Source organism: Burkholderia pseudomultivorans (assembly GCF_001718415.1).
GTDB classification, from domain to species: domain Bacteria; phylum Pseudomonadota; class Gammaproteobacteria; order Burkholderiales; family Burkholderiaceae; genus Burkholderia; species Burkholderia pseudomultivorans_A.
The window spans coordinates 2,346,030-2,371,969 of sequence record NZ_CP013378.1 but is presented as its reverse complement, the minus strand read 5'-3'; the positions used below and the strand labels follow the sequence as shown (position 1 = coordinate 2,371,969).

Genomic DNA, 25,940 nt, shown 5'->3' with positions numbered 1-25,940 from the left:
CAGTTCATCGCACGCGCGCGACCGCCTGAACGAACGACTGGCCGTTCTCCGTCAGGCACGGACGCCGGCGCCGCTGCCCATTTCTTCCAGTGCCACCAATTGGTGCTCAAGCAGCGCGTTGAGATCCTCGCGGTCGAGATCGATCTGGTCCGGAGCAGACTTGACGAGCATGAGCGTTGCAAATTCGTGAGCGCTGAGCATAGTTGTTCCGTATATAGTCTGATTTAAGGCGGCGGAAGACAAATAAATCCCTCTCCGATCGAAATCGGCGATTTCCAAATTGACCCCGCCCCGCAATTAACCAAACAACAAATCCAGGCCGCCCATATTAACAACTCTCAGTATTTGAAACACGCGAATTTCTCTCATGGATTACACGAAGAGGATTCAATGCTTATGGTAATACCATATTAGCAAGGGCTCGCGATCGACATGCGAGACGAGCCGACAGCCCGGGAGCCGGCCCCGCGCGGGGCGAGCAAGCCTTGTGTCAGCGATATGAAGGGGCAGTTCGCGTGGCCGGTTTACCCGGAAATCCGGAATCGTTTTCAGGGCGCGATTGCCCCATCGGGTCACCCTGCAAAATCAATCGAGCGAATAGTTTCATATACGCCAACCAAAATTTCCATACCGATAACAACCCGAATTTATCGGCAATTATTCCCTGCCAACACTCGTCAGCCGCAATAATTGCTCGGCGCAGATAAAAATCGAATGGCCATGTTTCGGCGGTCGCCGGGATCGATTGGGATTGTTGCTGGCGGGTCGCGGTCGGCATCTTCAGGCTTCTGCACGAGCGCATACACGCTCAGGCCCTTCACCACGTTCACCGTCACGCCCGGCGACAGATAGACAACCGTGCCCGCCGTTAGCCAGGCAGTCATTCGATTGCGAGGACGAGCGGTCATGATGGCGGGTCAGTGGAAGCGGCTGCATTCCAGCTGAAACGGGTGATGACGACGACGCTGAAATTTCCGATATACCGCTGGCGGTGCAACACGACAAACCGGCATTGCGAACGTCCATGGACGGCCCGTCGTGGAAGATCCCCGGAGCAGAGCTGACGCGCGCAGTCCACGAATATGCCATTGCCTGATCTGCGCCGACCGTCGACGAGCCAGGTCCGACAATTCGATTTCCGGCATTTCCTTTGGTGTTAGCATTCGTCCGATGCAGCCCCCCCCTTTCCCGGCGGCTGTCATTCTGCGGCTCCTGAAGTTTCGTCATCGCGGTGAACTTTCGTTGAGAGGGATTTCACATGGACAGACGCGAAGCGCTGGTCGGTACCGGAATGCTTGCCTTTGCAGCGTTGGCGGTTGCAGAGCGGGCCTCGGCCCAGGAGAGTCCTCACATGCATCATGGCGGCCACTACAAGACGTTGGCTGATGTTGCCGGGGCGTGCGTGTCGAAGGGGCAAGTCTGCCTGAATCATTGCCTCGACCTTTTGAGCGGCGGCGATAATGACCTGGCCGGATGCGCCAAAAGCGTGTCACAGATGCTTTCCCTTTGCACCGCGCTACAAGGGCTCGCCAATCAGGATTCGCGCTATCTTCCGGGTCTCGCGAAGGTCGCGATGGATGCGTGCAACGATTGCGCGCAGGAATGCACGAAGCATGCTGACAAGCACGAGCCCTGCAAGGCATGCCTGGAGTCGTGTCGGGCATGCGCCAAAGAGTGCAAGGCGCTGGCCACCTGAATTGTCGAAAGCGCCGCCGGGAAACCCGGCGGCAGGACCGCTTTCACGTTCCACACGTCGATTTCGGTGTTCCAATACCGGCCGGTCCGCGCCCGTTTGAACTGACGCACGAACTCCTCCGGGCGATGCGGCACGACGCGATCTAGATCGGTCAGTTCGCCGTTGACGTCGTCGATCACCTCGGCCTTTGCGGGCGGTCGCATGAAGCCGCCGCGCAAAGCCGGCCGCCATCGACGAGGCCGGTCGCCATGCGGTGACGCAAACTCGCCTATACGGCCAAAGAGCCGATTGAGGGGTGGTTATGCGTGTGTCTCGGGTGGTTGGAGGCGACTGTGCACCGCCCTTGGCGACGTTCCTGCAAGAGCGAAGCAGGGCCGGAAAAAGAAAAAGCCCTGATTTCTCAGGGCTTTTTCTCTTCCTACCTGGAGGCGCGAGCCGGAGTCGAACCGGCCTAAACGGCTTTGCAGGCCGCTGCATAACCGCTTTGCTATCGCGCCAAAAGCGGACTGCCGGATGCCATCGCGACACACGGCAGATTTTTCATTCGACGGCCGTCAGGCCATCAAATAAAAAGGGAAGCACGGCTTCCCCATTTGCTGGAGCGGGAGACGAGTCTCGAACTCGCGACCTCAACCTTGGCAAGGTTGCGCTCTACCAACTGAGCTACTCCCGCATTGTCCTGCATGCGCAGCGCTTTGCCGTACGACACGCTGCCGAAAAATCTGGAGCGGGAGACGAGTCTCGAACTCGCGACCTCAACCTTGGCAAGGTTGCGCTCTACCAACTGAGCTACTCCCGCATTGTCCTGCATGTGCAGCGCTTCGCCGTACGACACGCTGCCGGAAAATCTGGAGCGGGAGACGAGTCTCGAACTCGCGACCTCAACCTTGGCAAGGTTGCGCTCTACCAACTGAGCTACTCCCGCATGTGTACTGCGCTACTGCTTCCCCGCTACATTCGCTTCGTCGTGCAGCGGAGAAGCGAGATTATGTCGAAGGCACATTCGTATGTCAAGGGCTTTTCGCGCCCTTTTTCCAAAAAACTTCCGCGCCGCGACCGCTGCATCCGCATCACGACGCGCCGCCGCGCTCGCGAATCTGCGGCCACGCGAGCTTCATGTAGTAGAGCATCGACCAGATCGTCAGCACCGCGGCCAGATACATCAGCCACTCGCCCCACACGCGCGTGTCGATCGTCGCAAAGCCGAGCGGCAGCGGCCCGAAGTACAGCAGCATCGGGATCGCGACCATCTGGCACGCGGTCTTGAACTTGCCGAGCTGGTTCACCGCGACGCTCTTCGATGCGCCGATCTGCGCCATCCACTCGCGCAGCGCCGAGATCGCGATCTCGCGGCCGACGATCACCAGCGCGATCGCCGCGTCGACGCGGGAAATCTGCACGAGGATCAGCAGCGCGGCCGTCACCATCAGCTTGTCGGCCACCGGATCGAGAAACGCGCCGAACGACGAGGTCTGGTTCCACTTGCGGGCAAGAAACCCGTCGAACCAGTCGGTCAGTGCGGCGAGGATGAAGATCGCCGCCGCCGCGATATTGCGCTGCGCGCCGCCCATCACCGTGTCCGGCAGATAGAACACGCCGACGACGAGCGGAATCAGCACGATCCGCACCCACGTCAGGAAAATCGGGAAATTGAACGGCATGGCATCCGGGACAGTAAAGGATTCGCAATTGTGCCGTGTCGACCGGCCCGCCACAAGAACGCGGGCAATACGGCCGGTCGCGCGGCCATATCAGTGAAGCTGCTTGTAGATCTGCTCGGCAAGCGCGTGCGAAATGCCGTCCACGCTCGCGAGTTCCTCGACGCTCGCCGCGACGACGCCGCGCAATCCGCCGAAGCGCGCCAGCAGCCGCTGGCGACGCTTCGCGCCGACCCCTTCCAGTTCCTCGAGCCGCGAGGTCTGGCGCGCCTTCGCGCGCTTCGCGCGCATCCCGGTGATCGCGAAGCGGTGCGCCTCGTCGCGAATCTGCGCGACCAGCATCAGCGCCGCGCTCTCCTTGCCGAGTTCGAGCGGCGCGCGGCCGTCCGCGAACACGAGCGTCTCGAGACCGACCTTGCGCCCCTCGCCCTTCGCGACGCCGACCAGCATCGACGTGTCGAGGCCGAGCTCGGTAAACACCTGGCGCGCGATCTCGACCTGACCCTTGCCGCCGTCGATCAGCACGATGTTCGGCAGCAGGCTCGAAGCCTCGGCCTGGCGCGTCGACTCGCCGTCGATGCCGGCCGCGTCGTCGGCGGCCGCCGCCTGCGCGGCCTGCTCGACCATCTTCTCGTAGCGGCGCGTCAGCACCTGCCGCATCGCCGCGTAGTCGTCGCCCGGCGTGATGCCCGCGATGTTGTAGCGGCGGTACTCGCCCGACTGCATCTTGTGATGGTGATAGACGACGCACGACGCCTGCGTCGCCTCGCCCATCGTATGGCTGATGTCGAAACACTCGATGCGCAGCGTCGCGAGATCGTCGCATTCGAGGCCGAGCGTCTCCGCCAGCGCGCGCGTGCGCGCCTGCTGCGAGCCCTGCTCGGACAGCAGCCGCGCGAGCGCGATCTGCGCATTCTGTTCGGCCATCGACAGCCATGCGCGGCGCTGCCCCTGCGGCTGCCGCACCAGCGACACCTTGTGACCGGCCTGCTCGGACAGCAGTTCGAGCAGGTCGCGGCTCGCGGGCGCATGGCTGACCACGAGCACCGGCGGCACGCGGTTGCCGAGGTAGTGCTGCGCGATGAACGCGTCGAGCACCTCGGCCTCGACCGACGCGGCCGCGCCGCGCGCGCCGCCGGCGTCTTCCGCGGGCCGATCGGGCTGCGCATCGTCGGCGATGTCAGCCAGCCCGGCCGCTTCGGCTTCGTCGCCGAGACCGCCTTCCGCGAGCGTCAGCGCGCTCTCGACGTGCGTCGGGAAATACGCCTTGTCGCCGAGGTGCCGGCCGCCGCGCACCATCGCGAGGTTCACGCACACGCGGCCGCCCTGCGCGACGACCGCCAGGATGTCGACGTCGCTGTCGCTGCCGACCTCGATCGCCTGCTGATGCAGCACGGTCGCGAGCGAGCTCATCTGGTTGCGCACGGCCGCCGCCTGCTCGAACTTCAGCTCGGCCGCGAACGCGTGCATCTTCTGCTCGAGTTCCTTCATCACCTCCGATTGCCGGCCGAGCAGGAAACGCGCGGCATTCGACACGTCGACCGCGTAATCGGCTTCGGAAATCGCGCCGACGCACGGCGCGGTGCAGCGCCCGATCTGGTGCAGCAGGCACGGCCGCGTGCGGTTGTTGAAGACCGAATCCTCGCAGGTGCGCAGCTGGAACACGCGCTGCAGGATCTGGATGCTCTCGCGCACCGCCCATGCGCTCGGGAACGGCCCGAAATACTGGTTCTGCTTGTCGACCGCGCCGCGGTAGTACGCCATTCGCGGAAAACGGTGCGCGGTGAGCTTCAGGTACGGATACGACTTGTCGTCGCGAAACAGGATGTTGTAGCGCGGCGCGAGTGCCTTGATCAGGTTGTTCTCGAGCAGCAGCGCCTCGGCCTCGGAACGCGTGACGGTCGTCTCGATGCGCGCGATGCGCGTGACCATCATCGCGATGCGCGGCGACAGCTGCGTCTTCGTGAAATAGCTCGACACGCGCTTTTTCAGGTCGCGCGCCTTGCCCACGTAGAGCACGGCGCCCGCCGCGTCGTAGTAGCGGTAGACGCCCGGCATGTGCGGCAGTTGCGCGAGGATCTTCTTCGGTTCGAACGGGGTGTCGGAAGCTTCTGGGGATGTCATGCGTGATCCGGGCGCCGCCAGGCGCGGAACGGGTCCATTAGAATCGCCAGTTTAGAGCATTCACCGCGCCGCTTCGATGTCCGTCACCGTCCCTGCCCCCGTTGCCCCGGCGCCGCTCGCGCCGAACGAACCGATCGCCTGCGACCTCTTCTGCACGGTGATCGACAACTTCGGCGATATCGGCGTGTGCTGGCGCCTCGCGCGCCAGCTCGCGCACGAGCACGGCTGGCAGGTGCGCCTGTTCGTCGACGACCTGCACACCTTCGTGCGCCTGCTGCCGGGTGTCGACCCCGACGCAACGCGGCAGACCATCGACGGGATCGCGATCGAGCACTGGCACGCGCAGATCGGCGACACGCTCGAGATCGCCGACGTCGTGATCGAGGCGTTCGCGTGCGAGCTGCCCGCCGCGTATCTCGCGGCGATGGCGCGCCGCGCGCGCCGTCCCGTCTGGATCAACCTCGAATACCTGAGCGCCGAGGATTGGGTCGCCGATTTCCATCTGCGGCCGTCGCCGCATCCGCGCTACCCGCTGCTGAAGACGTTTTTCTTCCCGGGCCTGTCGGCGGGCACCGGCGGCGTGCTGAAGGAGCGCGACCTCGACGCGCGCCGCGCCGCGTTCGAAGCCGATGCCGAGGCCCGCGCCGCGTGGTGGCGGCGCGCGACCGGCGGCGCGCCGCCGGCGCCCGGCACGACGGTCGTCAGCCTGTTCGCGTATGAAAACCCGGCCGTCGACGCGCTGCTCGCGCAGTGGCGCGACGGTGCGTCGCCGGTGGTCGCGCTGGTGCCGGCCGGCCGCCTGTCGCCGGCGCTCGCGCGCTTTTTCGGAGTCGCGTCGTTCGGCGCGGGTTCGCATGCACGCGCCGGCAACCTCACCGCGCACGGGCTCGCGTTCGTCCCGCAGGCCGACTACGATCCGCTGCTGTGGGTCGCCGATGTCAACTTCGTGCGCGGCGAGGATTCGTTCGTGCGCGCGCAATGGGCGCGCAAGCCGTTCGTGTGGCACATCTACCCGCAGGCCGACGATGCGCACCTGCCGAAGCTCGACGCCGCGCTCGCGCACCTGTCGGCCGGCCTCGGCGACGCGCCGCGCGCGGCGCTCGAGCGCTTCTGGCATGCGTGGAACGGCGCCGGCACGCCCGACTGGGCCGATTTCCGCCAGCATCACGCGGCACTGCACGCGAATGCGGGCCGCTGGGCCGACGCGCTCGCGGCCGTCGGCGATCTCGCTGGAAAGCTGGCCGAATACGCAAAATCTCAGTTAAAATAAGCGGTTATCCGACGGCTGACCATGCAAGCGCTCGCTTTTGGCGCCCACCGGACCCCACGCTTGCGCCGTCAGCCGTTGTGCAACGCTCAGGCACCTATTTATTTGATTTGATCAGGACAGTTTTTTTATGAAGACCGCACAGGAACTCCGCGTAGGCAACGTCGTGCAGATCGGCAGCGATGCCTGGGTCATCTCGAAGACGGAATACAACAAGTCGGGCCGTAACGCCGCCGTCGTCAAGATGAAGATGAAGAACCTGCTGACCAACGCAGGCCAGGAATCGGTGTACAAGGCCGACGACAAGTTCGACGTCGTCGTGCTCGACCGCAAGGAAGTGACGTACTCGTACTTCGCCGACCCGATGTACGTGTTCATGGACGCCGACTACAACCAGTACGAAGTCGAAGCGGAAATGATGGGCGACGCGCTGAACTACCTCGAAGACGGCATGGCGTGCGAAGTCGTGTTCTACAACGAGAAGGCGATCTCGGTCGAACTGCCGACGATCCTCGTTCGCGAGATCACCTACACCGAGCCGGCCGTCAAGGGCGACACGTCGTCGGGCAAGGTGCTGAAGAACGCGAAGCTCGCGACCGGCTTCGAACTGCAAGTGCCGCTGTTCTGCAACACCGGCGACAAGATCGAAATCGACACGCGCACGCACGAGTACCGCAGCCGCGCGTAATCGCCAGCGATGCCCGCATCGAACAAAGCGCCCTTCGGGGCGCTTTTTGTTTGTCCGCCGTCAACAGCGCTCGTGCGCGGGGGACAGATGCAGCACAAAATCCACCGGTAAAGATATTCAATTTGTATCATCGGTAACTGTTTTATAGCGGGAGGGAAATAATGCGCGTCAGGCGTGCGACGGGGCATAAAATCAGTCTTTAATCTCATCTCGAAATGCGGCTGCGGATTGACGGCCCGCCTCTCTTGAACCGACTCGCGTCCACCATGCCACACGCCCTGATTGTCGAAGACGATCCCAACAGCCTGTCCGGCCTCACCGCGCTGCTTGCCGCAGACGGTTTCTCGGTCGACACGGCCACATCGCTCGCCGAGGCGCGCAACGCGCTCGGCCGCTCGATTCCCGACGTCGTCCTCGTCGACCTGAACCTGCCGGACGGCAGCGGGTTCGACCTGCTCCAGCACCTGCCGCAGCAACAGCCGAACGGCTCGCTGCCCGTGATCGTGCTGACCGGCAACGCGACGGTCGAAAGCGCGATCGAAGGCCTGCGTCACGGCATCTGGGACTACCTGCTGAAGCCGATCAACATTCCGCGGCTGCGCAGCCTGCTCGCGCGGATTCCGCGCCCCTACGAACTGATCGACGAAGTGCAGGCGCTGCGCGCGTCGCTGCGCCACCTCGGCCGCTTCGGCGCGCTGGTCGGCCGCAGCGAGGCGATGCAGCACGTCTACGACATGATCGAGCACAACGCGCGCACCGAAACGGCCGTGCTGTTCTCGGGCGAAGCCGGCACCGGCAAGAAGCTCGCCGCGCGCACGCTGCACGAGTTGAGCCGCCGCCGCAAGGGGCCGTTCGTGTCGTTCGACTGTCGCACGCTCGCCCAGGCCGGCCGCCACGGCGCATCGCTCGACAGCGTGCTGTTCGGCCATGAGCGCGGCGCGTTCGACGGCGCCGAACGGCGCGAGACCGGCCTGTTCGAGCAGGCCGGCGGCGGCACGCTGTTCCTCGACGAAATCACTGCGCTGCCGCTGGTGCTGCAGGAAGCGCTGCTGCACGCGCTCGACTCGCAGAACTTCATGCGGATCGGCGGCACGAGCGCGATCGCGAGCGACTTCCGACTGATCGCGAGCACGCGCCGCCCGGCACGCGAGGCGGTCGCGAACGGCACGCTGCGCGAGGATCTGTGGCTGCGGCTGGACGCGGCCTCGATCACGATGCCGCCGCTGCGCGAGCGCGACGGCGATGCGCTCGCGATCGCCGACGCGCTGATCGACGATCTGAACCGCGACGCGCGCGCGACCGGCCGCAGCACGACCGACAAGCGCGCCGCGCCGGGCTTCGTGCGCGAATGCGTGTCCTACGAATGGCCCGGCAACGTGCGTGAATTGCAGGAACGCGTGCGCTTCGCATACGACGCGTCCGGCGATTTCATCGAAACGCTGCGGGCCGGCGAGGCGAGCTTCGCGGCCGGCGCCGCGCTGAACGGCAGCAGCGTGCAGATCAAGGTCGGCACGCCGCTGTCCGACGTCGAGGATCTGCTGATCCGCGCGACGCTCGACGCGGTCGGCGGCACGCGCCATCGCGCCGCGACGCTGCTCGGCATCAGCCCGAAGACGCTGTACAACAAGCTGCAGCGGATGAAGGTGAACTGAGCGGGCGACGGGCGATTCGGGGCAGCGGTCGGCACGGACCGTTAGTTGCGTTCAAGACGATCCCCGCGCATCGCATCGCCACGTGCGTACGTTCCATGCAAAAGCCGCGCAAATGCGCGGCTTTTCCGTTTCTTTCGGCGAACCGAAGCAGCGCGGCCCGCGCCGCCCTGCTCGCCTGCTATGCCAGCGCGCTGGCCAGCAGCGCCTGCGCGCGCAGATACTCGGGCTGCGCGATCAGCTTGTCCCACTTGAGCGGCTTGCCGCGCGCGCGCATGCGCTTGATGCGCCGCACCGATTCGGCCGACGGCTGCGTCTTCAACCCGTTCAGCACGACCTCGGCCGCGTCCGGCTGGTTGCAGACGAGCACCATGTCGCAGCCGGCGGCGAGCGCGGCCTCGGCGGCCTGCGTCAGCGTGCCGCCTTCGCGCGCGGCCTCCATCGACAGGTCGTCGCTGAAGATCGCGCCGGTGAAGCCGAGCCGCTCGCGCAGGATGTCCTGCAGCCACACGCGCGAAAAGCCGGCCGGCCGCGAGTCGACCTGCGTATAGATCACGTGTGCCGGAATCACGGCCGACAGCGACAGCCCCAGCCAGTCGTACGGCGCGACATCCTGCTTGAGGATCGCGTCGAGCGGCCGGTCGTCGGTCGGCAGCGCGACGTGCGAATCGGCTTCCGCGAAGCCGTGCCCGGGAAAGTGCTTGCCGCAGTTCGCCATGCCGGCGAGCGCGAGCCCGTGGTTCAGGCTCTTCGCGAGCAGCGTGACGACGCGCGGGTCGCGATGAAACGCGCGATCGCCGATCACCTTCGAATGGCCGTAGTCGAGATCGAGCACGGGCGTGAAGCTCATGTCGATCCCGCACGCGCGCAGCTCGGCGGCGAGGATGTAGCCGACCGCGGTCGCGACCTGCATCGACAGCAGCACGTCGCGATCCCACAGTTCGCCGAGCCGGCGCATCGCCGGCAGCACCGTGAAGCCGTCGGTACGGAACCGCTGCACGCGCCCGCCTTCGTGATCGACGGCGATCAGGATGTCCTCGCGCACCGCGCGGATCGAATCGGTCAATGCGGCGAGCTGCGCGCGGTTCTGGAAGTGCCGCGCGAACAGGATCACGCCGCCGGTGTTCGGATGCGCGAGACGCCGCGCATCGTCGCGCGACAGGGCCGTGCCGACGACGTCGAGCATGACCGGGCCGGGAGTCGTTTTCATCGAATCGGGAATTCCGTCAGGGAGTGGTTCGGGAAACAGGTGCGGCCGGCGCATCCACCGCGGGAGAATCGGTCTCGGCAATCACGAACGACACCGCATAGTCGCGCTCGTCGCTGACCGTCACGCGCGCGGTGATGCCGCGCGCCGCCAGCCAGTCGGCCAGCTCGCCCGACGCGACGACGTAGGGCTCGCCGCTCGACCGGTTCAGCGTCTGCAACGCGCGCCACGTCATCGGCCAGTGCATGCCGAGGCCGATCGCCTTCGAGAACGCTTCCTTCGCGGAAAAACGCGTCGCGAGAAACGCAATGCCGCGTGCTTCCGAGCGGGCGCGGCGCGCGCGGAACACGCGCAGTTCGTCGGCGCCGAGCACCTTCTCGGCGAAGCGGCCGTCCGTGCGTTCGAGCACGGCCGCGATGCGGCTCACCTGGACGATGTCGGTGCCGATACCGTAGATCGCCATGTCAGCCACGCCCGTCCGACGAACGGCCGACAACCCGTGCGCGCAGCGCCGCGTTCATCTTCAGCGCGCGCCGCCGTGCAGCGCGGCGACGCGCGCCGCGACCATGATCGCCTTCATCTCGCGCACCGCGTTGTCCCAGCCCGCGAAGATCGCGTGCGCGACGATCGCGTGGCCGATGTTCAGCTCGACGATACCGTCGATCGCGGCGATCTGCTGCACGTTCGTGTAATGCAGCCCGTGGCCTGCGTTGACCTTCAGGCCAAGCTGCGCGCCGGCCTGCACGCCCGCGACGATGCGCTCGTATTCGCGCTGCTGTTCGGCTTGGTCGTGCGCGTCGGCGTAGCGCCCCGTGTGCAGCTCGATCACCGGCGCGCCGGCTTCGTGCGCCGCGCGAATCTGCGTTTCGTCCGGGTCGATGAACAGCGACACGCGCACGCCCGCATCGGCCAGCTGCCGGCATGCGGCGCGCACGACCTCGAAGCGGCCCGCGACGTCGAGGCCGCCTTCGGTCGTCAGCTCCTCGCGCTTCTCCGGCACGAGGCACGCGTCGTGCGGACGCACTTCGCATGCGATGTCGAGCATCTCGGCCGTCACCGCGCATTCGAGGTTCATCCGCGTCTTCAGCAGCGGGCGCAGCTTGCGCACGTCCGCGTCGACGATGTGGCGGCGGTCCTCGCGCAGGTGCAGCGTGATCGCGTCGGCACCCGCCTCTTCGGCGGCCAGCGCCGCGCGGATCGGATCGGGATAGGTCGTGCCGCGCGCGTTGCGCAGCGTCGCGACGTGGTCGATGTTCACGCCGAGGTCGATGGCGGTCGGCGTAGTCAGGAAGAAGCTCATAGGTTTTGCAGGTCGATCAGGATCTGTCGCGTGGCGAGCGGCGTACCGCCGAGATAGGTGTTCAGCAGGAAGCGCATCAGCGTCTTGCTCTGCGCGACCGTCTGGGCTCGATGGTAATCGTCCTGCTCCATGTCGAGCAACGTCTGCCCGGAAATCACCGGCCAGTGCGACGGCACGTCGTCGTCCGCATTGCGCACGCCCCGCTCGGGGTCGAACACGTAGCGGCGCTCGGGCTCGACCGCGCGGCGCGCGACCGTGCGGTTCAGCGCCATCGCATAGCCGGTCTCGCGCAGCAGCACGCGTTCGAACGAGCGCAGCACCTGCACCGCCGGTTCGCCGTGCGCGAGGCGCGTGAGCGTCAGCACGTAGTGATTGAACAGCGGCGGCTGCGGATCCTCGCGCGCGCAGAATTTCACGAGCAGTTCGTTCGCGTAGAAACCGCACAGCAGCGCGTCGCCGCCGAGCGGCAGCATCCCGCCGACCCACTCGGCGCCCGTCAGCGTGCGCACTTCGGACTTGCCGGACCACGACAGCAGCAGCGGCTGGAAGGTCTGCAGCACGCCGCGCAGCGCGGAGTGCGGGCGCTTCGCGCCCTTCGCGACGAGCGCGAGCCGGCCGTGATCGCGCGTCAGCACGTCGATGATCAGGCTCGTCTCGCGATACGGATAGCTGTGCAGCACGAACGCCGGCTGCTCGGCGACGCGGAAATCGGACGTGCGGGACGTCGCACGCCGCGCCTTCTTGCGCGGCGGTTCGGGCGGTGCGGGCAGCGGCGCGTCGTTCGCGCCCGCGCTCACCGCATCTTCGGTCGACGTCAGCGCGTCATTCGTACCCATAGGCGCGCAGCCCCGCCTCGTTGTCGGCCCAGCCGCTCTTCACCTTCACGAAGGTCTCGAGGTACACGGGGCCGTCGAACAGCTTTTCCATGTCCATCCGCGCCTCGGTGCTGATCTGCTTGAGCTTCGCGCCCTTCTTGCCGATCACCATCGCCTTGTGCGTGTCGCGCTCGACGAGGATCGTCGCGAAGATGCGCTTCAGGCGCCCCTCCTCCTCGAACTTGTCGATCACGACCGTGCTCGTGTAAGGCAGCTCGTCGCCGGTCCAGCGGAACACCTTCTCGCGCAGGATCTCGGCGGCGAGAAAGCGCGAGCTGCGGTCGGTCAGGTCGTCCTCGCCGTAGATCGGCTCGCCTTCCGGCAGGTACGGCTTGATCGTCTCCAGCAGGCGCTTGATGTCCTCCGGCTGCTTGGCCGACAGCGGCACGATCTCGGCGAACTCGCGCAGCGTGCTCATCTGCTGCATGAACGGGAACAGCGTGTCCTTGTCGCCGACGCGATCGAGCTTGTTCGCGATCAGCAGCGTCGGCGTGCCGGGCGGGATCAGGTCGAGCACTTTCTGATCGTCGGGGCCGAAGCGGCCGGCTTCGATCACGAACAGGATCGCGTCGACCGAGGTCAGCGTCGACGTGACCGCGCGGTTCAGCGAGCGGTTCAGCGCGGTACTGTGACGGGTCTGGAAGCCCGGCGTGTCGACGAAGATGAATTGCGCGTCTTCGGTCGTGTTGATGCCGGTGATGCGATGACGGGTCGTCTGCGCCTTGCGCGACGTGATGCTGATCTTCTGGCCGACGAGCGCGTTCATCAGCGTCGACTTGCCGACGTTCGGACGGCCCACGATCGCGATCATGCCGCAGCGGAAACCAGTAGGAGCGGGAGCGTTCATATCGATTGGGAGACAGGTTCGGAACCGGCCGCGCGGCGCGCGGCACGATCGATGGGCGATTCAGTGGTCGGCATCGGCGGCGCGCGCCCGCGCGCCCACGACACTGGCCGCACCCGGCGACGTATCGGGGCCGGCGGCGGCGACATCGAGCACGCGCGGCGCCGCGCGCGAAGCGGAATCGGCGGCGGACTTGTCGGTGCTGCGCGCGCCCGCGTCGGCGGACGAAGCCGCCGGATCGGCCGCGTGTCCCGACGACTTGTCGGTCGTACGTGGCGCAGCGTCGCCGCGATCGGCCGGCTTGTCAGTCGCCGGCTTGTCAGTCGCTGACTTGTCGGCAGCCGCCGGCTTGTCGGCCGCCGGTTTCGCCGCCCGCTCGGCCTTGTCGGCCGTCGTTTCGACGTGCGCCGCGCGAATCGCGGCCAGCGGTGGCTGGGCCGCCCGGTCGACCGGCTCCGCCGCACTGCCGGCCGCGGCCTGGGCCGCCTGCGCCGCCTTGGCCTCGCGCGCCGCCGCGCGTTCCTTGCGCTCCGGCGAGCGCAGGTCGAGCGCCTCCTGCACGCCCTTCACGCCCGGCACGATTTCCGGCTCCGCATGCTTCGCCGCGCGCGCATTCTTCGAGCGCTTCGGCTTGGCCGCCAGCATCGGCGCGGCCGCCATCACCTCGTCGAGCGCCTTCTTCGCGGCGGCCTGCTCGGCCGCACGCCGGCTTGCGCCGGAACCCGACACCTTCACGTCGAGCTTCGGCACCGTGCATTCGACCTCGAACTGCTGATTGTGCGCCGCACCATGGGTCGCCACGACCGTATAGGTCGGCAGCGCGATCTTGTGCCCCTGCAGGTACTCCTGCAGCAGCGTCTTCGCGTCCTTGCCGAGCGTGCGCGGGTCGATGTGGTCGAGGATCGGGATATAGAGCCGCTTGATGACCCCTTGGGCGGCTTCGAAGCCGCCATCGAGGAATACGGCCCCGATGATGGCTTCGAACGCGTCCGCGAGGATCGACGGGCGGCGGAAGCCGCCGCTGCGCAGTTCGCCCTCGCCGAGCCGCAGGCCCTCCGAAATATTCAGGGCCTGAGCAATTTCGTACAGCGACTGCTGTTTGACGAGATTGGCGCGTACGCGCGACAGGTCGCCTTCGTCCAGTTTGCTGAAACGCTGGAACAAAAGCGCGGCCACCGCGCAATTCAGAACGGAATCGCCGAGAAACTCGAGCCGCTCGTTGTGCGTGGCACTGTGACTACGATGGGTCAAAGCCTGGCGCAACAATTCCGCATTGCGAAATTCGTAGCGCAGCCGGCTTTCCAACTGGGATAGGGGCATGTGCAGGAGTATAACGCGGGCGCCGGTCGCGCCGAAACGGCGCAGCCGGACCCGAAAAGGCGTGACGAAGCGGTGTTACCGCCGGTTCTTAAAGTAGTTCGACAATACGCGGCGCGGCCCGTGCGCCGCGTATTGCGTGTGCATCGAAGGCGCTCAGTGGAAGGAACCGATGCGCTTCAGGTCGCCGAAGTTCATCCAGATGAAGAACGCGCGGCCGACGATGTTCTGGTCCGGCACGAAACCCCAGTAGCGGCTGTCCGCGCTGTTGTCGCGGTTGTCGCCCATCATGAAGTAGTGGCCCGGCGGCACCTTGCAGATCACGCCGCGGCTGTTGTACGTGCAATTGTCGCGATACGGATAATCGTACGCGCCCATCACGAACGGCGGCACTGCGGGGTTGTTCAGGATCGCGTTCTTCCGGTTGCCGTCGATCGTTTCCTCGAACTGCTTCGCGTAGTTCTGGCGCTCGTCGTCGAAGTAGTCGGGCAGCGGCGTTTCGGGCACCGGCTGGCCGTTGATCGTGAGCTGCTTGTCCTGGTAGGCGACGGTGTCGCCCGGCAGGCCGATCACGCGCTTGATGTAGTCGACCGACTCGTCCTTCGGATAGCGGAACACGACGACGTCGCCGCGCGACAGCGGGCTGCCCTGCGTGATCTTCGTGTTCGTGATCGGCATGCGCAGCCCGTACTCGAACTTGTTGACGAGGATGAAGTCGCCGACGAGCAGCGTCGGCACCATCGAGCCCGACGGAATCTTGAACGGCTCGACGACGAACGAGCGCACGACGAACACCGCGAGAATCACCGGGAAGAAGCTCGCCGTGTACTCGAGCCACCACGGCTGGCGCAGTTTCTCGTCGCGCAGCTTCGAGCGCGTCTGCACCGCGTTTTCATCCGCGAAACGCTTGTCGATGCGCGACTGCTGGCGGTCGAACTCCTCGATCGCCGCGTCGGCTGCCTTGCGTCGCTTCGGCAGGAACACCAGTTTGTCCAGCACCCACGCCACGCCCGTCACGACGACGAGCACAAAAAGAATCAGCGCAAAATTCATAAAAGGATCAGTCCTGTTATTTGTCTTCGACGCGCAAGATCGCGAGGAACGCCTCCTGCGGGATCTCGACCGAACCCACCTGCTTCATGCGTTTCTTGCCTTCCTTCTGCTTCTCGAGCAGTTTCTTCTTGCGCGTGATGTCGCCGCCGTAGCACTTCGCGAGCACGTTCTTGCGCAGCGCCTTGATGTTCTCGCGCGCGACGATGTGCGCGCCGATCGCGGCCTGGATCGCCACGTCGTACATCTGGCGCGGAATGATCTCGCGCATTTTCGCGGCCACTTCGCGGCCGCGATACTGCGACTGCGAACGGTGCACGATGATCGACAGCGCGTCGACCTTGTCGCCGTTGATCAGCATGTCGACCTTCACGACATCCGACGTGCGGTATTCCTTGAACTCGTAGTCCATCGACGCATAGCCGCGCGACACCGACTTCAGGCGATCGAAGAAGTCGAGCACGATCTCGGCCATCGGGATCTCGTACGTGAGCTGCACCTGGCGGCCGTGATACTGCATGTTGATCTGCGAGCCGCGCTTCTGTTCGCACAGCGTGATCACCGAGCCGACGTAGTCCTGCGGCATGTACAGGTTCACGGTGACGATCGGCTCGCGGATCTCGGCGATGCGCGCCGGCTCCGGCATCTTCGCCGGGTTCTCGACCATGATCGTCGAGCCGTCGCTTTGCACGACCTCGTAGACGACCGTCGGCGCGGTCGTGATCAGATCCATGTCGAACTCGCGCTCGAGCCGCTCCTGCACGATTTCCATGTGCAGCAGGCCGAGGAAGCCGCAGCGGAAGCCGAAGCCGAGCGCCTGCGACACTTCGGGCTCGTACTGCAGCGATGCGTCGTTGAGCTTCAGCTTCTCGAGCGATTCGCGCAGCGCGTCGTACTGGTTCGCCTCGACCGGATACAGGCCCGCGAACACCTGCGGCTTCACTTCCTTGAAGCCCGGCAGCGGCTCGACGGCGGCCTTGGTCGCGTGCGTGACGGTATCGCCGACCTTCGCGGCCGTCAGCTCCTTGATGCCGGCGATGATGAAGCCCACCTGCCCCGCCGACAGCGATTCGAGATTGCGCGACTTCGGCGTGAACACGCCGATGTGCTCGACCGGGTACTGCGCGCCGGTCGCCATCAGCTTGATCTTGTCCTTCGGACGCAGCGTGCCGTTGACGATGCGCACCAGCATCACGACGCCGACGTAGTTGTCGAACCACGAGTCGATGATCAGCGCCTGCAGCGGCGCGTCGGGGTCGCCCTTCGGCGGCGGCACCTTCGCGATCAGCGCTTCGAGCACGTCCTCGACGCCGAGGCCCGTCTTCGCGCTGCAGCGCGTCGCATCGGTCGCGTCGATGCCGATCACGTCCTCGATCTCCTCGATCGCGTTCTCGGGGTTCGCGGCCGGCAGGTCGATCTTGTTCAGCACCGGCACGACCTCGACGCCGAGCTCGATCGCCGTGTAGCAGTTCGCGACCGTCTGCGCCTCGACGCCCTGGCTCGCATCGACGACGAGCAGCGCGCCTTCGCATGCGGACAGCGAGCGGCTGACCTCGTACGAGAAGTCGACGTGCCCCGGCGTATCGATCAGGTTCAGGTTGTAGACCTTGCCGTCGCGTGCGCGATACGACAATGCGGCCGTCTGCGCCTTGATCGTGATGCCGCGCTCGCGCTCGATGTCCATCGAGTCGAGCACCTGCGCTTCCATTTCACGGTCGGCGAGCCCGCCGCAGACCTGGATGATGCGATCCGCGAGCGTCGACTTGCCATGGTCGATGTGCGCGATGATCGAGAAATTGCGAATATGATCCATTCAGTGCCGATCAAGCGAAAAAGGCGCGCTCGACGACTGCGGAGCACGCCTTGTAAGTCGGTGAAAAAACGGCTTATTTTAGCCGAAAAGGCCTTTGCCGGGCGGTATTTCGGACGGCCGCGCCGAGCGGCCGCCACGGACGCCCGGCCGCCGGCGCACGGCGCAGGCGCTGTGCGCCGCCCTGCCTGCCGCCGCCCGCGCCGAAATCAGCGCCGGAGCGCCAGCGCGGCCCGCACCTTCGCGTCGTCGAACCGGTGGCGGCACACCTCCACCCCGTCCAGCAGCAGCACCGGCACGTCCTCGTCGTAGCGGGCGACGAGCGCCGGATCGGCATCGATGTCGACATGGTCGACCGCAACGCCGAACTCGGCCGCCAGCGGCGCCAGCGCGTCGCGCATGTCGTCGCACAGGTGGCACCAGCCGCGGCCGTAGAGCGTAAACATCGGCGCGTTACTTCTGCCGCGGCCGCACGGGCACGTACTGCGTGTTGTCGCCGCGCCGCACGAGCACCGCGACGGGCTTCTGCGGATCGAGCTGCGAGGTCACGTCGGCGAACTGCTTCGCGCTCGTGATGTCGGTGTCGCCGACCCGCAGCACGATGTCGCCGCGCTGCAGGCCCGCCCGCGACGCCGGGCCGTCGACGCCGTCGACCTGCACGCCGTTCTTCAGCTTCAGCGTCTTCAGCTGGTCGGCCGACAGGTCGCTGACCGTCAGGCCGAGCGCGTTGCTCTGGCGCGGCTTCTGCGGCGTGCTCTTGCGCTGGTCGGCCTTCGCGGTCGTATCGGACGGCGTTTCGGCGATCACGATCGGCACGTCGCGCGACTGGCCCTTGCGCCAGACCGTGACGGTCGCCTTCGTGCCGGGCTTGGTGTCGCCGACCATGCGCGGCAGGTCCGATGCGGCATCGACCGAGCGCCCGTTGAACTTCAGGATGATGTCGCCCGGCTGGATGCCCGCCTTGTCGGCCGGGCCGCCCGGCTCGACGCTGCTGACCAGCGCGCCTTCGGCCTTCGGCAGCCCGATCGAGTCGGCGACGTCCTTCGTCACCTCGCCGATCGCAACCGCGATCCGGCCGCGCGTGACCTTGCCGGTCGCCTTCAGCTGGTCGGCCACGCGCATCGCCTCGTCGATCGGGATCGCGAACGAGATGCCCATGAAGCCGCCGGTGCGGCTGTAGATCTGCGAGTTGATGCCGATCACCTCGCCCTGCATGTTGATGAGCGGGCCGCCCGAGTTGCCGGGGTTCACCGCGACGTCGGTCTGGATGAACGGCAGGTAGTCGCCGGTGTTGCGGCTCTTGGAGCTGACGATGCCGGCCGTGACCGTATTGTCGAGGCCGAACGGCGAACCGATCGCGACGACCCATTCGCCCACGCGCACCTTGTTCGAATCGCCGATCGCGACGACCGGCAGGTTCGACGCCTGGATCTTCACGACGGCGACGTCCGTGCGGTCGTCGACGCCGATCAGCTTCGCCTTGAATTCGCGCTTGTCGGTGAGCGTCACGTAGATGGTGTCCGCATCGTCGACGACGTGCGCATTGGTCATCACGTAGCCGTCGGCCGATACGATGAAGCCCGAGCCGACGCCGCGATTCTGCTCGATGTCGGGCGGATTGTCGGGTGCGGGCGCGTTTTTCGGATTATTGCCGGGCGCCTGCGGCAGCGGAATGCCGAAGAAGCGCCGGAAGAATTCCGACATGTCGCCGTTGTCGAAACCCGGCGGCAAGCCGCCGCGCGGGCCGGCGGTCGGCACGTTGGCGGTGGTGCGGATGTTCACGACAGCCGGCCCGACCTTTTCGACGAGGTCGGCGAAATCGGGCAGGCTGGCAGCGGCGGCCGCAGTGGGGGCCGCCGCGGCGGGATGCGACGCGAGCGGCAGGCAGGCAGACAGCGCCGCCGCCGCAAACCAGTTGCGCAGCGTGGGTTTCATCATGTCGGAAGCCGTAGCGTTACTTGGAAGCCTTGTATTCTATGGCAGACGCGAACTGCTGCAACGTGGCCGGCGGCACTTCGCCGAGCACGGTGATCCAGTAGTCGCCGCGGCGCTTCACGAGCACGTGCGTTGCGCCGGTACTACCCGCGCCTTCCTTGCGCGTATTCTTTTCGGCCGGTTCGACGAACACGGAGATCGTCGCGAGGCCGTCGGTGAACACGGCCTGGTCGACTGCGATCGGCGGATCGCCCGGGTCGCGCGCGGCCATCGGCCGGCGCACCTCGCGAATCTTCTGGAAGCCGGCGACGCCCGGCGCGAGCTGCCAGCCCTGCGCTTCCATGTCGACCGTCGCCACCGGCGGCCGCACCACCGTCCAGCCGGCGAGATTGCGCATGCCGGCCGCGATCGCGTTCCGGTCGCCGGTCGCGCCGCCCGTCTGCAGCTGCGAGAACGCGATCTGCTCGAGCACGTGATCGTCCGCGTCGAGCGTCTGCGAGCGCAGCAGCAGCCCGGTGCGGGCGTCGGCCCACAGCTTGTAGGTAAAGCGGTAAGCGTCTTTCGGCACGAGTTCGACGACCTGCGCGTCGATGCCGGCCACGCGATCCTTGCCGAGCAGCTTCGCGTCGTAGACCGACATCACGTGCTCGCCGCTCGCGCCGAGCAGCGCGGGGAACGAATCGCGGGTCTGGCGGCGCTCGACCACGCACAGCTTGCGCTCCGGCACGAACGTATACAGCTCGTCGTTATGCCGCAGCACCTTGCGCGGCTTGCCGTCGAGCGTCTCGATCCGCTCGAACTCGCCGTCGCGGGACGCGACGTGCGCGATGCGCGACGACTGCACGTACCCGCCGCGCTGGTAAACGAACGTCCCTTCGTAGTTCTGCTGCTGCGCGGCCTGCTGGATGCGGTCGAGCCAGTCCGCGGCGCCCTTGCGGGTCGCGACGGGATCGTCCGGTTGCTGGGCGCTGGCAGGAAGGGATTGAACGGACAACAGGGCGGCTGCGCAAAGCAGGAGGGCCGGCAGCCGCTTCCATCCGGAGATGGCGTGATTCAACTGCAATGTCCGCATCGGGTTTATTGGCCTGGCGTGGTGGTCACGGCTGCGCGGATCAGCGGCATCGAACCCGTGACGACGGGCTGCTGCGCGAATTGCTGGTGCGCTTCAAGATATTGGTCGAGGCTCGCGTCGCGGATGATGTTGACGTCCTGCAGGCCCGGCTGGGCCGATGCCTGCGCAACCGTCACGCGCTGCAGGCTGCCGTTTTGCGGCGCGCCGACCGATGCGACCTGCACCGCGCCCGGCGCACCGGCCGTCTGCATCTGCGGGACGACGATCCAGGTCAGCGTGGCCGCCGCCGCAGCCACTGCGAACGCCGGCACGACGCGCCGGCGCAGCGACAGCAGCGTCCGGGCGGCCGGCTTGCGCGCGGCCGGCGCGAGCAGGTGCGGCTCGGCTTCGAGCGCCGCCGACATGCGCGCCGTGAACGTCGCGCTCAACGCGGGCGACAGCGCGAGCTCGTCCGAGCGCAGCGCATCGCCGATCAGGTGGTAATGGGCCCACGCAGCGCGATCCGCGCGGTCGAGCTCAGCCAGAAACTGCCCGTGATCCGGGCCGTCGAACATTTCGCCGTCGACCAGAGCGGAAAGGCGCTCGCCGCGCGAGCACGCTTGCGACTGCGTATTGACCGACCCCATGATGCTCCCCATCTTGCACACCCCGTCGTGACTTCACGACTCTATCCGTAACTAGACCCCGACCCGCGTCGTTCGCCCGGCGTCGCGCTTACCAGCGCTTGCCTTCAGGCGTATCGAGCAGCGGACGCAATTTCGCAGCGATTGCCTCGCGCGCCCGGAAAATTCGCGACCGGACCGTCCCGATCGGACAGCCCATCATTTCCGCGATTTCCTCGTAGCTCAGCCCTTCGATCTCGCGCAGCGTGATCGCCTGGCGCAATTCCTCGGGCAAGGCGGCCATTGCAGTGTTGACCGTCTCGGCAATCTGCTTGCTCATCAACATCGACTCAGGCGTGTTGATATCCCTTAGTTGGTCTGCGTCGGAGAAAGTTTCCGCTTCCTCGGCATCGGCCTCGGTGGAGGTCGGCGCCCGGCGACCCTGCGTCGCAAGGTAGTTCTTCGCCGTATTGACGGCAATCCGGTACAACCACGTGTAGAACGCGGACTCGCCGCGAAATTGCGGCAGCGCACGATACGCCTTGATGAACGCGTCCTGGGCCACATCCTCGACCTCGGCGGGATCCCGCACGAGGCGCGAGATCAGCCGGATGATCTTGCGGTGGTATTTGGAGACCAGGAGTTCGAACGCCGCCTTGTCGCCCTTCTGTACGCGCTCGACCAGAGCCTGATCGATTTCTTTTTCACTCACCTGACAAATCCGTTAACTAGGGATGCAACGCGGAGCGCTATTGTAGCGTTCCCGCGCCGGCCGCTGATTACGACCCGTAACAGCCGCGCCGTCATGCGCGCCCGGCCCGGCCCGCGGTTCGCGCGAGCACCGCGAGCGCGCTGAACGACGCGGCGTCGAGCGCATCGGCCGGAATCAGCAGCGGCCGCGCCCGCCGGGCGCCCTGCCCGACCGTCAGCACGAGCAGCAGGCTGCTCCAGTGCGCATGGCCCGTCACGCGGCCCCGGGCAAGCAGCCGCCCGGTGCGGCCAAACGCCGCGACTTCCCCGAACGCATCGATCCGCAACTCGGCCGGCAGCCGCCGCGCGCACGCGCGGGCCGCACCCATCGCGAGCAGCGCAGCCGTCGCGGCCGCGACGCACGCGCCAGTCAGCGCCCCCGCGCGCGGCGCGCAGAACAGGTGCACCGACACGGCAGCGGCCGCGACGAACACGGCCAGCACGAGATACGACACGGCCGAGGCCCGCAATGCAAAGCACTGCGGGCGCCCGGCCGGAGCATCGAATGGACTCGTCAAGCGATTGCGGCGTCAGACGCGCTTGAACACCAGCGTGCCGTTGGTCCCGCCGAAGCCGAAGTTGTTCTTCACGGCGACGTCGATCTTCATGTCACGCGCGGTGTTCGCGCAGTAATCGAGATCGCACTCCGGGTCCTGGTTGAAGATGTTGATGGTCGGCGGCGACACGTTGTTGTGCAGCGCCAGCACCGAGAACACCGACTCGAGGCCGCCCGCGCCACCCAGCAGGTGACCCGTCATCGACTTCGTCGAGTTCACGACCATCTTGTACGCATGCTCGCCGAAGGCCGCCTTCACCGCGTCGGACTCGTTCTTGTCGCCCAGCGGCGTCGACGTGCCGTGCGCGTTCAGGTACTGGACCTCGTCCGGGTTCACGCCGGCGTCGCGCAGCGCCGCGACCATGCAGCGGCGCGGGCCGTCCATGTTCGGCGCGGTCATGTGGTACGCGTCGCCGGTCATGCCGAAGCCCGCGACTTCCGCGTAGATCTTCGCGCCGCGCGCCTTCGCCGCTTCGTACTCTTCGAGCACCATCACGCCGGAGCCTTCGCCCAGCACGAAGCCGTCGCGGTCCTTGTCCCACGGACGGGACGCGGTGGCCGGATCGTCGTTGCGGGTCGACAGCGCGCGAGCCGCGGCGAAACCACCGATGCCGAGCGGCGACACCGTCGATTCGGCGCCGCCCGCGACCATCACGTCGGCGTCGCCGGCCTGGATCAGGCGCGCCGCGAGGCCGATGCTGTGCAGGCCGGTCGTGCACGCCGTCACGGCGCCGAGGTTCGGGCCCTTCAGGCCGAACATGATGCTCAGGTGGCCCGAGATCATGTTGATGATCGAACCCGGCACGAAGAACGGCGAAATGCGGCGCGCGCCGCGATCGACGTAGGTCTGGTGCGTGTCCTCGATCATCGGCAGGCCGCCGATGCCCGAGCCGACCAGCACGCCGATGCGCTCCGCATTGGCTTCGGTCACTTCCAGCCCGCTGTCCTTCAGCGCCTGGACGCCGGCCGCGATGCCGTAATGGATGAACGTATCCATGTTGCGGGCTTCCTTCGCCGGGATGTACTCCTCGGCGCTGAAACCCTTCACTTCGCCCGCGAAATGGCAGGCGAGGTTCGACGCATCGAACTTGGTGACGGTGGCGATACCGGACTTGCCGGCGACGAGATTGGCCCAGCCGTCGGCAACATTATTGCCAACAGGCGAAATCAGCCCCAGGCCTGTAACGACAACACGACGGCGGCTCACGGTAACCTCTTTTCCATTGGATGACAAAAACAAAAGCCACAGTGGCCACAGGAATCAGCCCTGCGAGCCCTGTGGCTGTTAGCCCGTCCGGCGCGAATGCCGGCAGGATGGCGCGTCAAACGCGAAAATCGCGGCGACGTGGCGGACAAGCGCGCTGCGCTTACGCCTTGACGTTCGCGCGAGCGTAGTCGATCGCTTGCTGAACCGTCGTGATCTTCTCCGCTTCCTCGTCCGGAATTTCCATGCCGAACTCGTCTTCGAGAGCCATCACCAGTTCGACGGTGTCGAGCGAGTCGGCGCCCAGGTCGTTCACGAACGAAGCTTCGTTCTTGATCTCGGCTTCCGCGACGCCCAGTTGTTCGGCGACGATCTTCTTGACACGTTGTTCGATGTTGTCCATTACCCCTCCGAGGGAAAGTTCAGTTTTACAAGTGCGCGCATTTTATCAGGTTTGCTGAAGGCAAAACGCGCGTTGGCCTGATGGTCGATCAAGCGCCGACCCGCCTGAAAAACGGGGCACGGCGCGGATGGTAAACGAAAATCCTTACGACATGTACATGCCGCCGTTCACGTGCAGCGTCGTGCCGGTAATGTAACCGGCCTGCGGCGATGCGAGGAACGCGACGGCATGGGCGATGTCCTCCGGGCTGCCGAGGCGGCCGAGCGGAATCTGGGTCTTGAGCGCGGCCTGCTGTTCTTCCGGCAGCGTCTTCGTCATGTCGGTGTCGATGAAGCCCGGCGCGACGCAGTTCACGGTGATGCCGCGGCTGCCGATCTCGCGTGCGAGCGCGCGCGTCATGCCCGCGACGCCGGCCTTCGCGGCCGCGTAGTTCGCCTGGCCCGGGTTGCCGGCCGAGCCGACCACCGACGTGATGTTGATGATGCGGCCGCCGCGCGCCTTCATCATCGGGCGCAGCACCGCGCGCGACAGGCGGAACACCGACTTCAGGTTGGTGTCGATCACCGCGTCCCAGTCCTCGTCCTTCATCCGCATCGCGAGTTGGTCCTGCGTGATGCCGGCGTTGTTGACGAGCACGTGCAGCGCGCCGAACTCCTTCACGGTCGCGTCGATCAGCGCTTCGGCCGCCGCCGCGTCGTTGACGTTCAGCACCGCGCCGCGGCCCGTCACGCCCGCTTCCGCGAACGCCGCGGTGATCGCGGCTGCGCCCGACTCGCTCGTCGCCGTGCCGATCACCGTCGCGCCCGCGCGCGCCAGTTCGAGCGCGATCGCCCGGCCGATGCCGCGCGATGCGCCGGTCACGATCGCAACCTGTTTATCGAGAGTCTTTTCCATGAATCGAATATCCGTCTCTGGTGGAACGGCGCCGCGTTACGCGGTCGCCAGCTTGAGCGCTTCGTCGAGCGACGCCGGGTCGAACACCGACGCGCCCGTCAGGTTGCCGTCGATGCGCTTCGTCAGGCCGGCGAGCACCTTGCCCGGGCCGCACTCGATCACGTGCGTGACGCCCGTGCCCGCGATGTGCTGCACGCATTCGACCCAGCGCACCGGACCTGCGGCCTGGCGCACCAGCGCATCCTTGATCGCGGCCGGATCGGCGACCACCGCGACGTCGATATTGTTGACCACCGGAATCTGCGGCGCCTTCACGTCGACGCTGGCGAGATAGTCGCGCAGCTGATCCGACGCCGGCTTCAGCAGCGACGAATGGAACGGCGCCGACACCGGCAGCGGCAGCGCGCGCTTCGCGCCCTTCGCCTTCGCGACTTCGCAGGCCTTCTCGACGGCCGCCTTCGCGCCCGCGATCACGACCTGCGCCGGCGCGTTGAAGTTGACCGCCTCCACGACGCCTTCGCTCGACGCTTCCGCGCAGACCGCGCGCACCGTGTCGTCGTCGAGGCCGAGGATCGCGGCCATGCCGCCCTGGCCGACCGGCACGGCCGTCTGCATCGCCTGCGCGCGGAACCGCACGAGCGGCACCGCGTCGCGGAACGCGATCGCGCCCGCGGCGACGAGCGCCGTGTATTCGCCGAGGCTGTGGCCCGCGACGATCGACGGCGCCGGGCCGCCCGCCTGCTGCCACGCGCGGTAGCACGCATACGCGGCCGTCAGCATCACGGGCTGGGTGTTGGTGGTGAGATTCAGTTCTTCGGCCGGACCTTCGGCGATCAGCTTGCCGAGGTCCTGGTTGAGCGCATCGGACGCTTCCTGGAGCGTCTCGCGCACCACGGCCAGATCGGCGAATGCGTTGAGCATGCCGACCGACTGCGAGCCCTGCCCCGGAAAAACGAATGCAAATTTCATATCGTCCCCAATTGAATCGGTTCGAACGGCGCGCGCGAACGGCGCGCCGCGTGGGAATGCGCGCGCGACG

Annotated in this window: 25 protein-coding genes, 4 tRNA genes and 2 pseudogenes; 4 read left to right on the top strand and 27 right to left on the bottom strand. The window is 66.4% G+C overall.

Annotated features, from left to right (window positions below; all coding sequences use genetic code 11):
* Nucleotides 1-4: 4 nt before the first annotated feature.
* Nucleotides 5-201: pseudogene (locus tag WS57_RS23355) on the bottom strand (hypothetical protein).
* 476 nt (nucleotides 202-677) lie between these two features.
* Nucleotides 678-884, bottom strand: a complete 207-nt coding sequence (locus WS57_RS36130; protein WP_081056750.1) for a hypothetical protein — start codon at nucleotides 882-884, stop codon at nucleotides 678-680.
* Nucleotides 885-1,258: 374 nt separating this feature from the next.
* On the opposite strand from WS57_RS36130, the gene WS57_RS23350 reads away from it, so the two are divergent.
* On the top strand, nucleotides 1,259-1,696 hold the full coding sequence (locus tag WS57_RS23350) for a four-helix bundle copper-binding protein (protein WP_059515450.1): 438 nt from the start codon (nucleotides 1,259-1,261) through the stop codon (nucleotides 1,694-1,696).
* A gap of 77 nt (nucleotides 1,697-1,773) precedes the next feature.
* On the opposite strand, the pseudogene WS57_RS38095 reads toward WS57_RS23350, so the two are convergent.
* The 7 genes and pseudogenes from WS57_RS38095 to uvrC form a co-directional block, all read right to left on the bottom strand.
* Nucleotides 1,774-1,902: pseudogene (locus tag WS57_RS38095) on the bottom strand (DNA adenine methylase); the annotation flags it as partial.
* 217 nt (nucleotides 1,903-2,119) lie between these two features.
* A tRNA-Cys gene (locus WS57_RS23345) sits at nucleotides 2,120-2,193 on the bottom strand.
* 100 nt (nucleotides 2,194-2,293) lie between these two features.
* Nucleotides 2,294-2,369 (bottom strand) — tRNA-Gly (locus WS57_RS23340).
* Nucleotides 2,370-2,419: 50 nt separating this feature from the next.
* Nucleotides 2,420-2,495, bottom strand: a tRNA-Gly gene (locus WS57_RS23335).
* Nucleotides 2,496-2,545: 50 nt separating this feature from the next.
* Nucleotides 2,546-2,621, bottom strand: a tRNA-Gly gene (locus tag WS57_RS23330).
* Between the two features lie 145 nt (nucleotides 2,622-2,766).
* Nucleotides 2,767-3,357 carry a CDP-diacylglycerol--glycerol-3-phosphate 3-phosphatidyltransferase gene (pgsA, locus tag WS57_RS23325; RefSeq protein ID WP_040126960.1) on the bottom strand — a complete coding sequence of 197 codons (591 nt, stop codon included), beginning with the start codon at nucleotides 3,355-3,357 and terminating at the stop codon, nucleotides 2,767-2,769.
* A gap of 90 nt (nucleotides 3,358-3,447) precedes the next feature.
* On the bottom strand, nucleotides 3,448-5,478 hold the full coding sequence (uvrC, locus tag WS57_RS23320; protein WP_069244898.1) for an excinuclease ABC subunit UvrC: 2,031 nt from the start codon (nucleotides 5,476-5,478) through the stop codon (nucleotides 3,448-3,450).
* A gap of 76 nt (nucleotides 5,479-5,554) precedes the next feature.
* Here uvrC and earP point away from each other — a divergent pair, with 76 nt between their 5' ends.
* The 3 genes from earP (at nucleotide 5,555) to WS57_RS23305 (ending at nucleotide 9,085) form a co-directional block, all read left to right on the top strand.
* A complete protein-coding gene (gene earP / locus WS57_RS23315; RefSeq protein WP_060335187.1) occupies nucleotides 5,555-6,748 on the top strand; it encodes an elongation factor P maturation arginine rhamnosyltransferase EarP in 1,194 nt (397 codons plus the stop codon).
* Between the two features lie 127 nt (nucleotides 6,749-6,875).
* Nucleotides 6,876-7,433 (top strand): elongation factor P, encoded by a 558-nt coding sequence (efp, locus tag WS57_RS23310; RefSeq protein WP_009691657.1) that lies wholly within the window; start codon nucleotides 6,876-6,878, stop codon nucleotides 7,431-7,433.
* A 266-nt stretch (nucleotides 7,434-7,699) separates the two neighbouring features.
* Nucleotides 7,700-9,085 (top strand): sigma-54-dependent transcriptional regulator, encoded by a 1,386-nt coding sequence (locus WS57_RS23305; RefSeq protein ID WP_009691658.1) that lies wholly within the window; start codon nucleotides 7,700-7,702, stop codon nucleotides 9,083-9,085.
* Nucleotides 9,086-9,263: 178 nt separating this feature from the next.
* On the opposite strand, the gene nagZ is transcribed toward WS57_RS23305, so the two are convergent.
* The 18 genes from nagZ to fabD all read right to left on the bottom strand — a co-directional run bounded on the left by nagZ (nucleotide 9,264) and on the right by fabD (nucleotide 25,870).
* Nucleotides 9,264-10,292 (bottom strand): beta-N-acetylhexosaminidase, encoded by a 1,029-nt coding sequence (nagZ, locus tag WS57_RS23300; RefSeq protein ID WP_059605553.1) that lies wholly within the window; start codon nucleotides 10,290-10,292, stop codon nucleotides 9,264-9,266.
* Nucleotides 10,293-10,308: 16 nt separating this feature from the next.
* Entirely contained in the window at nucleotides 10,309-10,752 is a 444-nt protein-coding gene (gene acpS / locus WS57_RS23295) for a holo-ACP synthase (protein ID WP_059515442.1), read from the bottom strand.
* A gap of 60 nt (nucleotides 10,753-10,812) precedes the next feature.
* Nucleotides 10,813-11,589, bottom strand: a complete 777-nt coding sequence (pdxJ, locus tag WS57_RS23290; RefSeq protein WP_059605550.1) for a pyridoxine 5'-phosphate synthase — start codon at nucleotides 11,587-11,589, stop codon at nucleotides 10,813-10,815.
* Entirely contained in the window at nucleotides 11,586-12,425 is an 840-nt protein-coding gene (recO, locus tag WS57_RS23285) for a DNA repair protein RecO (protein WP_009691662.1), read from the bottom strand. The genes pdxJ and recO overlap by 4 nt, the downstream gene beginning before the upstream one ends.
* Complete coding sequence (gene era / locus WS57_RS23280; protein ID WP_009691663.1) at nucleotides 12,412-13,311, bottom strand: GTPase Era; 900 nt, start codon at nucleotides 13,309-13,311, stop codon at nucleotides 12,412-12,414. The genes recO and era overlap by 14 nt, the downstream gene beginning before the upstream one ends.
* 60 nt (nucleotides 13,312-13,371) lie before the next feature.
* Nucleotides 13,372-14,628 carry a ribonuclease III gene (gene rnc / locus WS57_RS23275; RefSeq protein WP_059605547.1) on the bottom strand — a complete coding sequence of 419 codons (1,257 nt, stop codon included), beginning with the start codon at nucleotides 14,626-14,628 and terminating at the stop codon, nucleotides 13,372-13,374.
* Between the two features lie 153 nt (nucleotides 14,629-14,781).
* The gene (gene lepB / locus WS57_RS23270; protein WP_009687350.1) at nucleotides 14,782-15,678 is read right to left on the bottom strand and encodes a signal peptidase I; all 897 of its coding nucleotides are present in this window, start codon (nucleotides 15,676-15,678) and stop codon (nucleotides 14,782-14,784) included.
* A gap of 16 nt (nucleotides 15,679-15,694) precedes the next feature.
* Nucleotides 15,695-17,488: a translation elongation factor 4 gene (gene lepA, locus WS57_RS23265; RefSeq protein WP_009687349.1), complete on the bottom strand. Its 1,794-nt coding sequence runs from the start codon at nucleotides 17,486-17,488 to the stop codon at nucleotides 15,695-15,697.
* Between the two features lie 206 nt (nucleotides 17,489-17,694).
* Nucleotides 17,695-17,931, bottom strand: a complete 237-nt coding sequence (locus WS57_RS23260) for a glutaredoxin family protein (RefSeq protein ID WP_009688825.1) — start codon at nucleotides 17,929-17,931, stop codon at nucleotides 17,695-17,697.
* A 7-nt stretch (nucleotides 17,932-17,938) separates the two neighbouring features.
* Nucleotides 17,939-19,423 (bottom strand): DegQ family serine endoprotease, encoded by a 1,485-nt coding sequence (locus tag WS57_RS23255; RefSeq protein WP_040126953.1) that lies wholly within the window; start codon nucleotides 19,421-19,423, stop codon nucleotides 17,939-17,941.
* A gap of 16 nt (nucleotides 19,424-19,439) precedes the next feature.
* Entirely contained in the window at nucleotides 19,440-20,492 is a 1,053-nt protein-coding gene (locus WS57_RS23250; protein ID WP_040126952.1) for a MucB/RseB C-terminal domain-containing protein, read from the bottom strand.
* Between the two features lie 5 nt (nucleotides 20,493-20,497).
* Nucleotides 20,498-21,118 carry a sigma-E factor negative regulatory protein gene (locus tag WS57_RS23245; protein ID WP_059515479.1) on the bottom strand — a complete coding sequence of 207 codons (621 nt, stop codon included), beginning with the start codon at nucleotides 21,116-21,118 and terminating at the stop codon, nucleotides 20,498-20,500.
* 88 nt (nucleotides 21,119-21,206) lie between these two features.
* Entirely contained in the window at nucleotides 21,207-21,806 is a 600-nt protein-coding gene (gene rpoE, locus WS57_RS23240) for an RNA polymerase sigma factor RpoE (protein ID WP_009687541.1), read from the bottom strand.
* Between the two features lie 91 nt (nucleotides 21,807-21,897).
* Nucleotides 21,898-22,362 carry a hypothetical protein gene (locus WS57_RS23235; protein WP_059515437.1) on the bottom strand — a complete coding sequence of 155 codons (465 nt, stop codon included), beginning with the start codon at nucleotides 22,360-22,362 and terminating at the stop codon, nucleotides 21,898-21,900.
* A 12-nt stretch (nucleotides 22,363-22,374) separates the two neighbouring features.
* Nucleotides 22,375-23,607, bottom strand: coding sequence for a beta-ketoacyl-ACP synthase II (gene fabF / locus WS57_RS23230; RefSeq protein WP_009692227.1), 1,233 nt, complete (start codon nucleotides 23,605-23,607; stop codon nucleotides 22,375-22,377).
* Between the two features lie 160 nt (nucleotides 23,608-23,767).
* Nucleotides 23,768-24,007, bottom strand: coding sequence for an acyl carrier protein (acpP, locus tag WS57_RS23225; protein ID WP_004197638.1), 240 nt, complete (start codon nucleotides 24,005-24,007; stop codon nucleotides 23,768-23,770).
* Nucleotides 24,008-24,151: 144 nt separating this feature from the next.
* Entirely contained in the window at nucleotides 24,152-24,901 is a 750-nt protein-coding gene (gene fabG / locus WS57_RS23220; protein ID WP_009692228.1) for a 3-oxoacyl-ACP reductase FabG, read from the bottom strand.
* A gap of 36 nt (nucleotides 24,902-24,937) precedes the next feature.
* The gene (gene fabD, locus WS57_RS23215) at nucleotides 24,938-25,870 is read right to left on the bottom strand and encodes an ACP S-malonyltransferase (protein ID WP_009692229.1); all 933 of its coding nucleotides are present in this window, start codon (nucleotides 25,868-25,870) and stop codon (nucleotides 24,938-24,940) included.
* Nucleotides 25,871-25,940 lie beyond the last annotated feature (70 nt).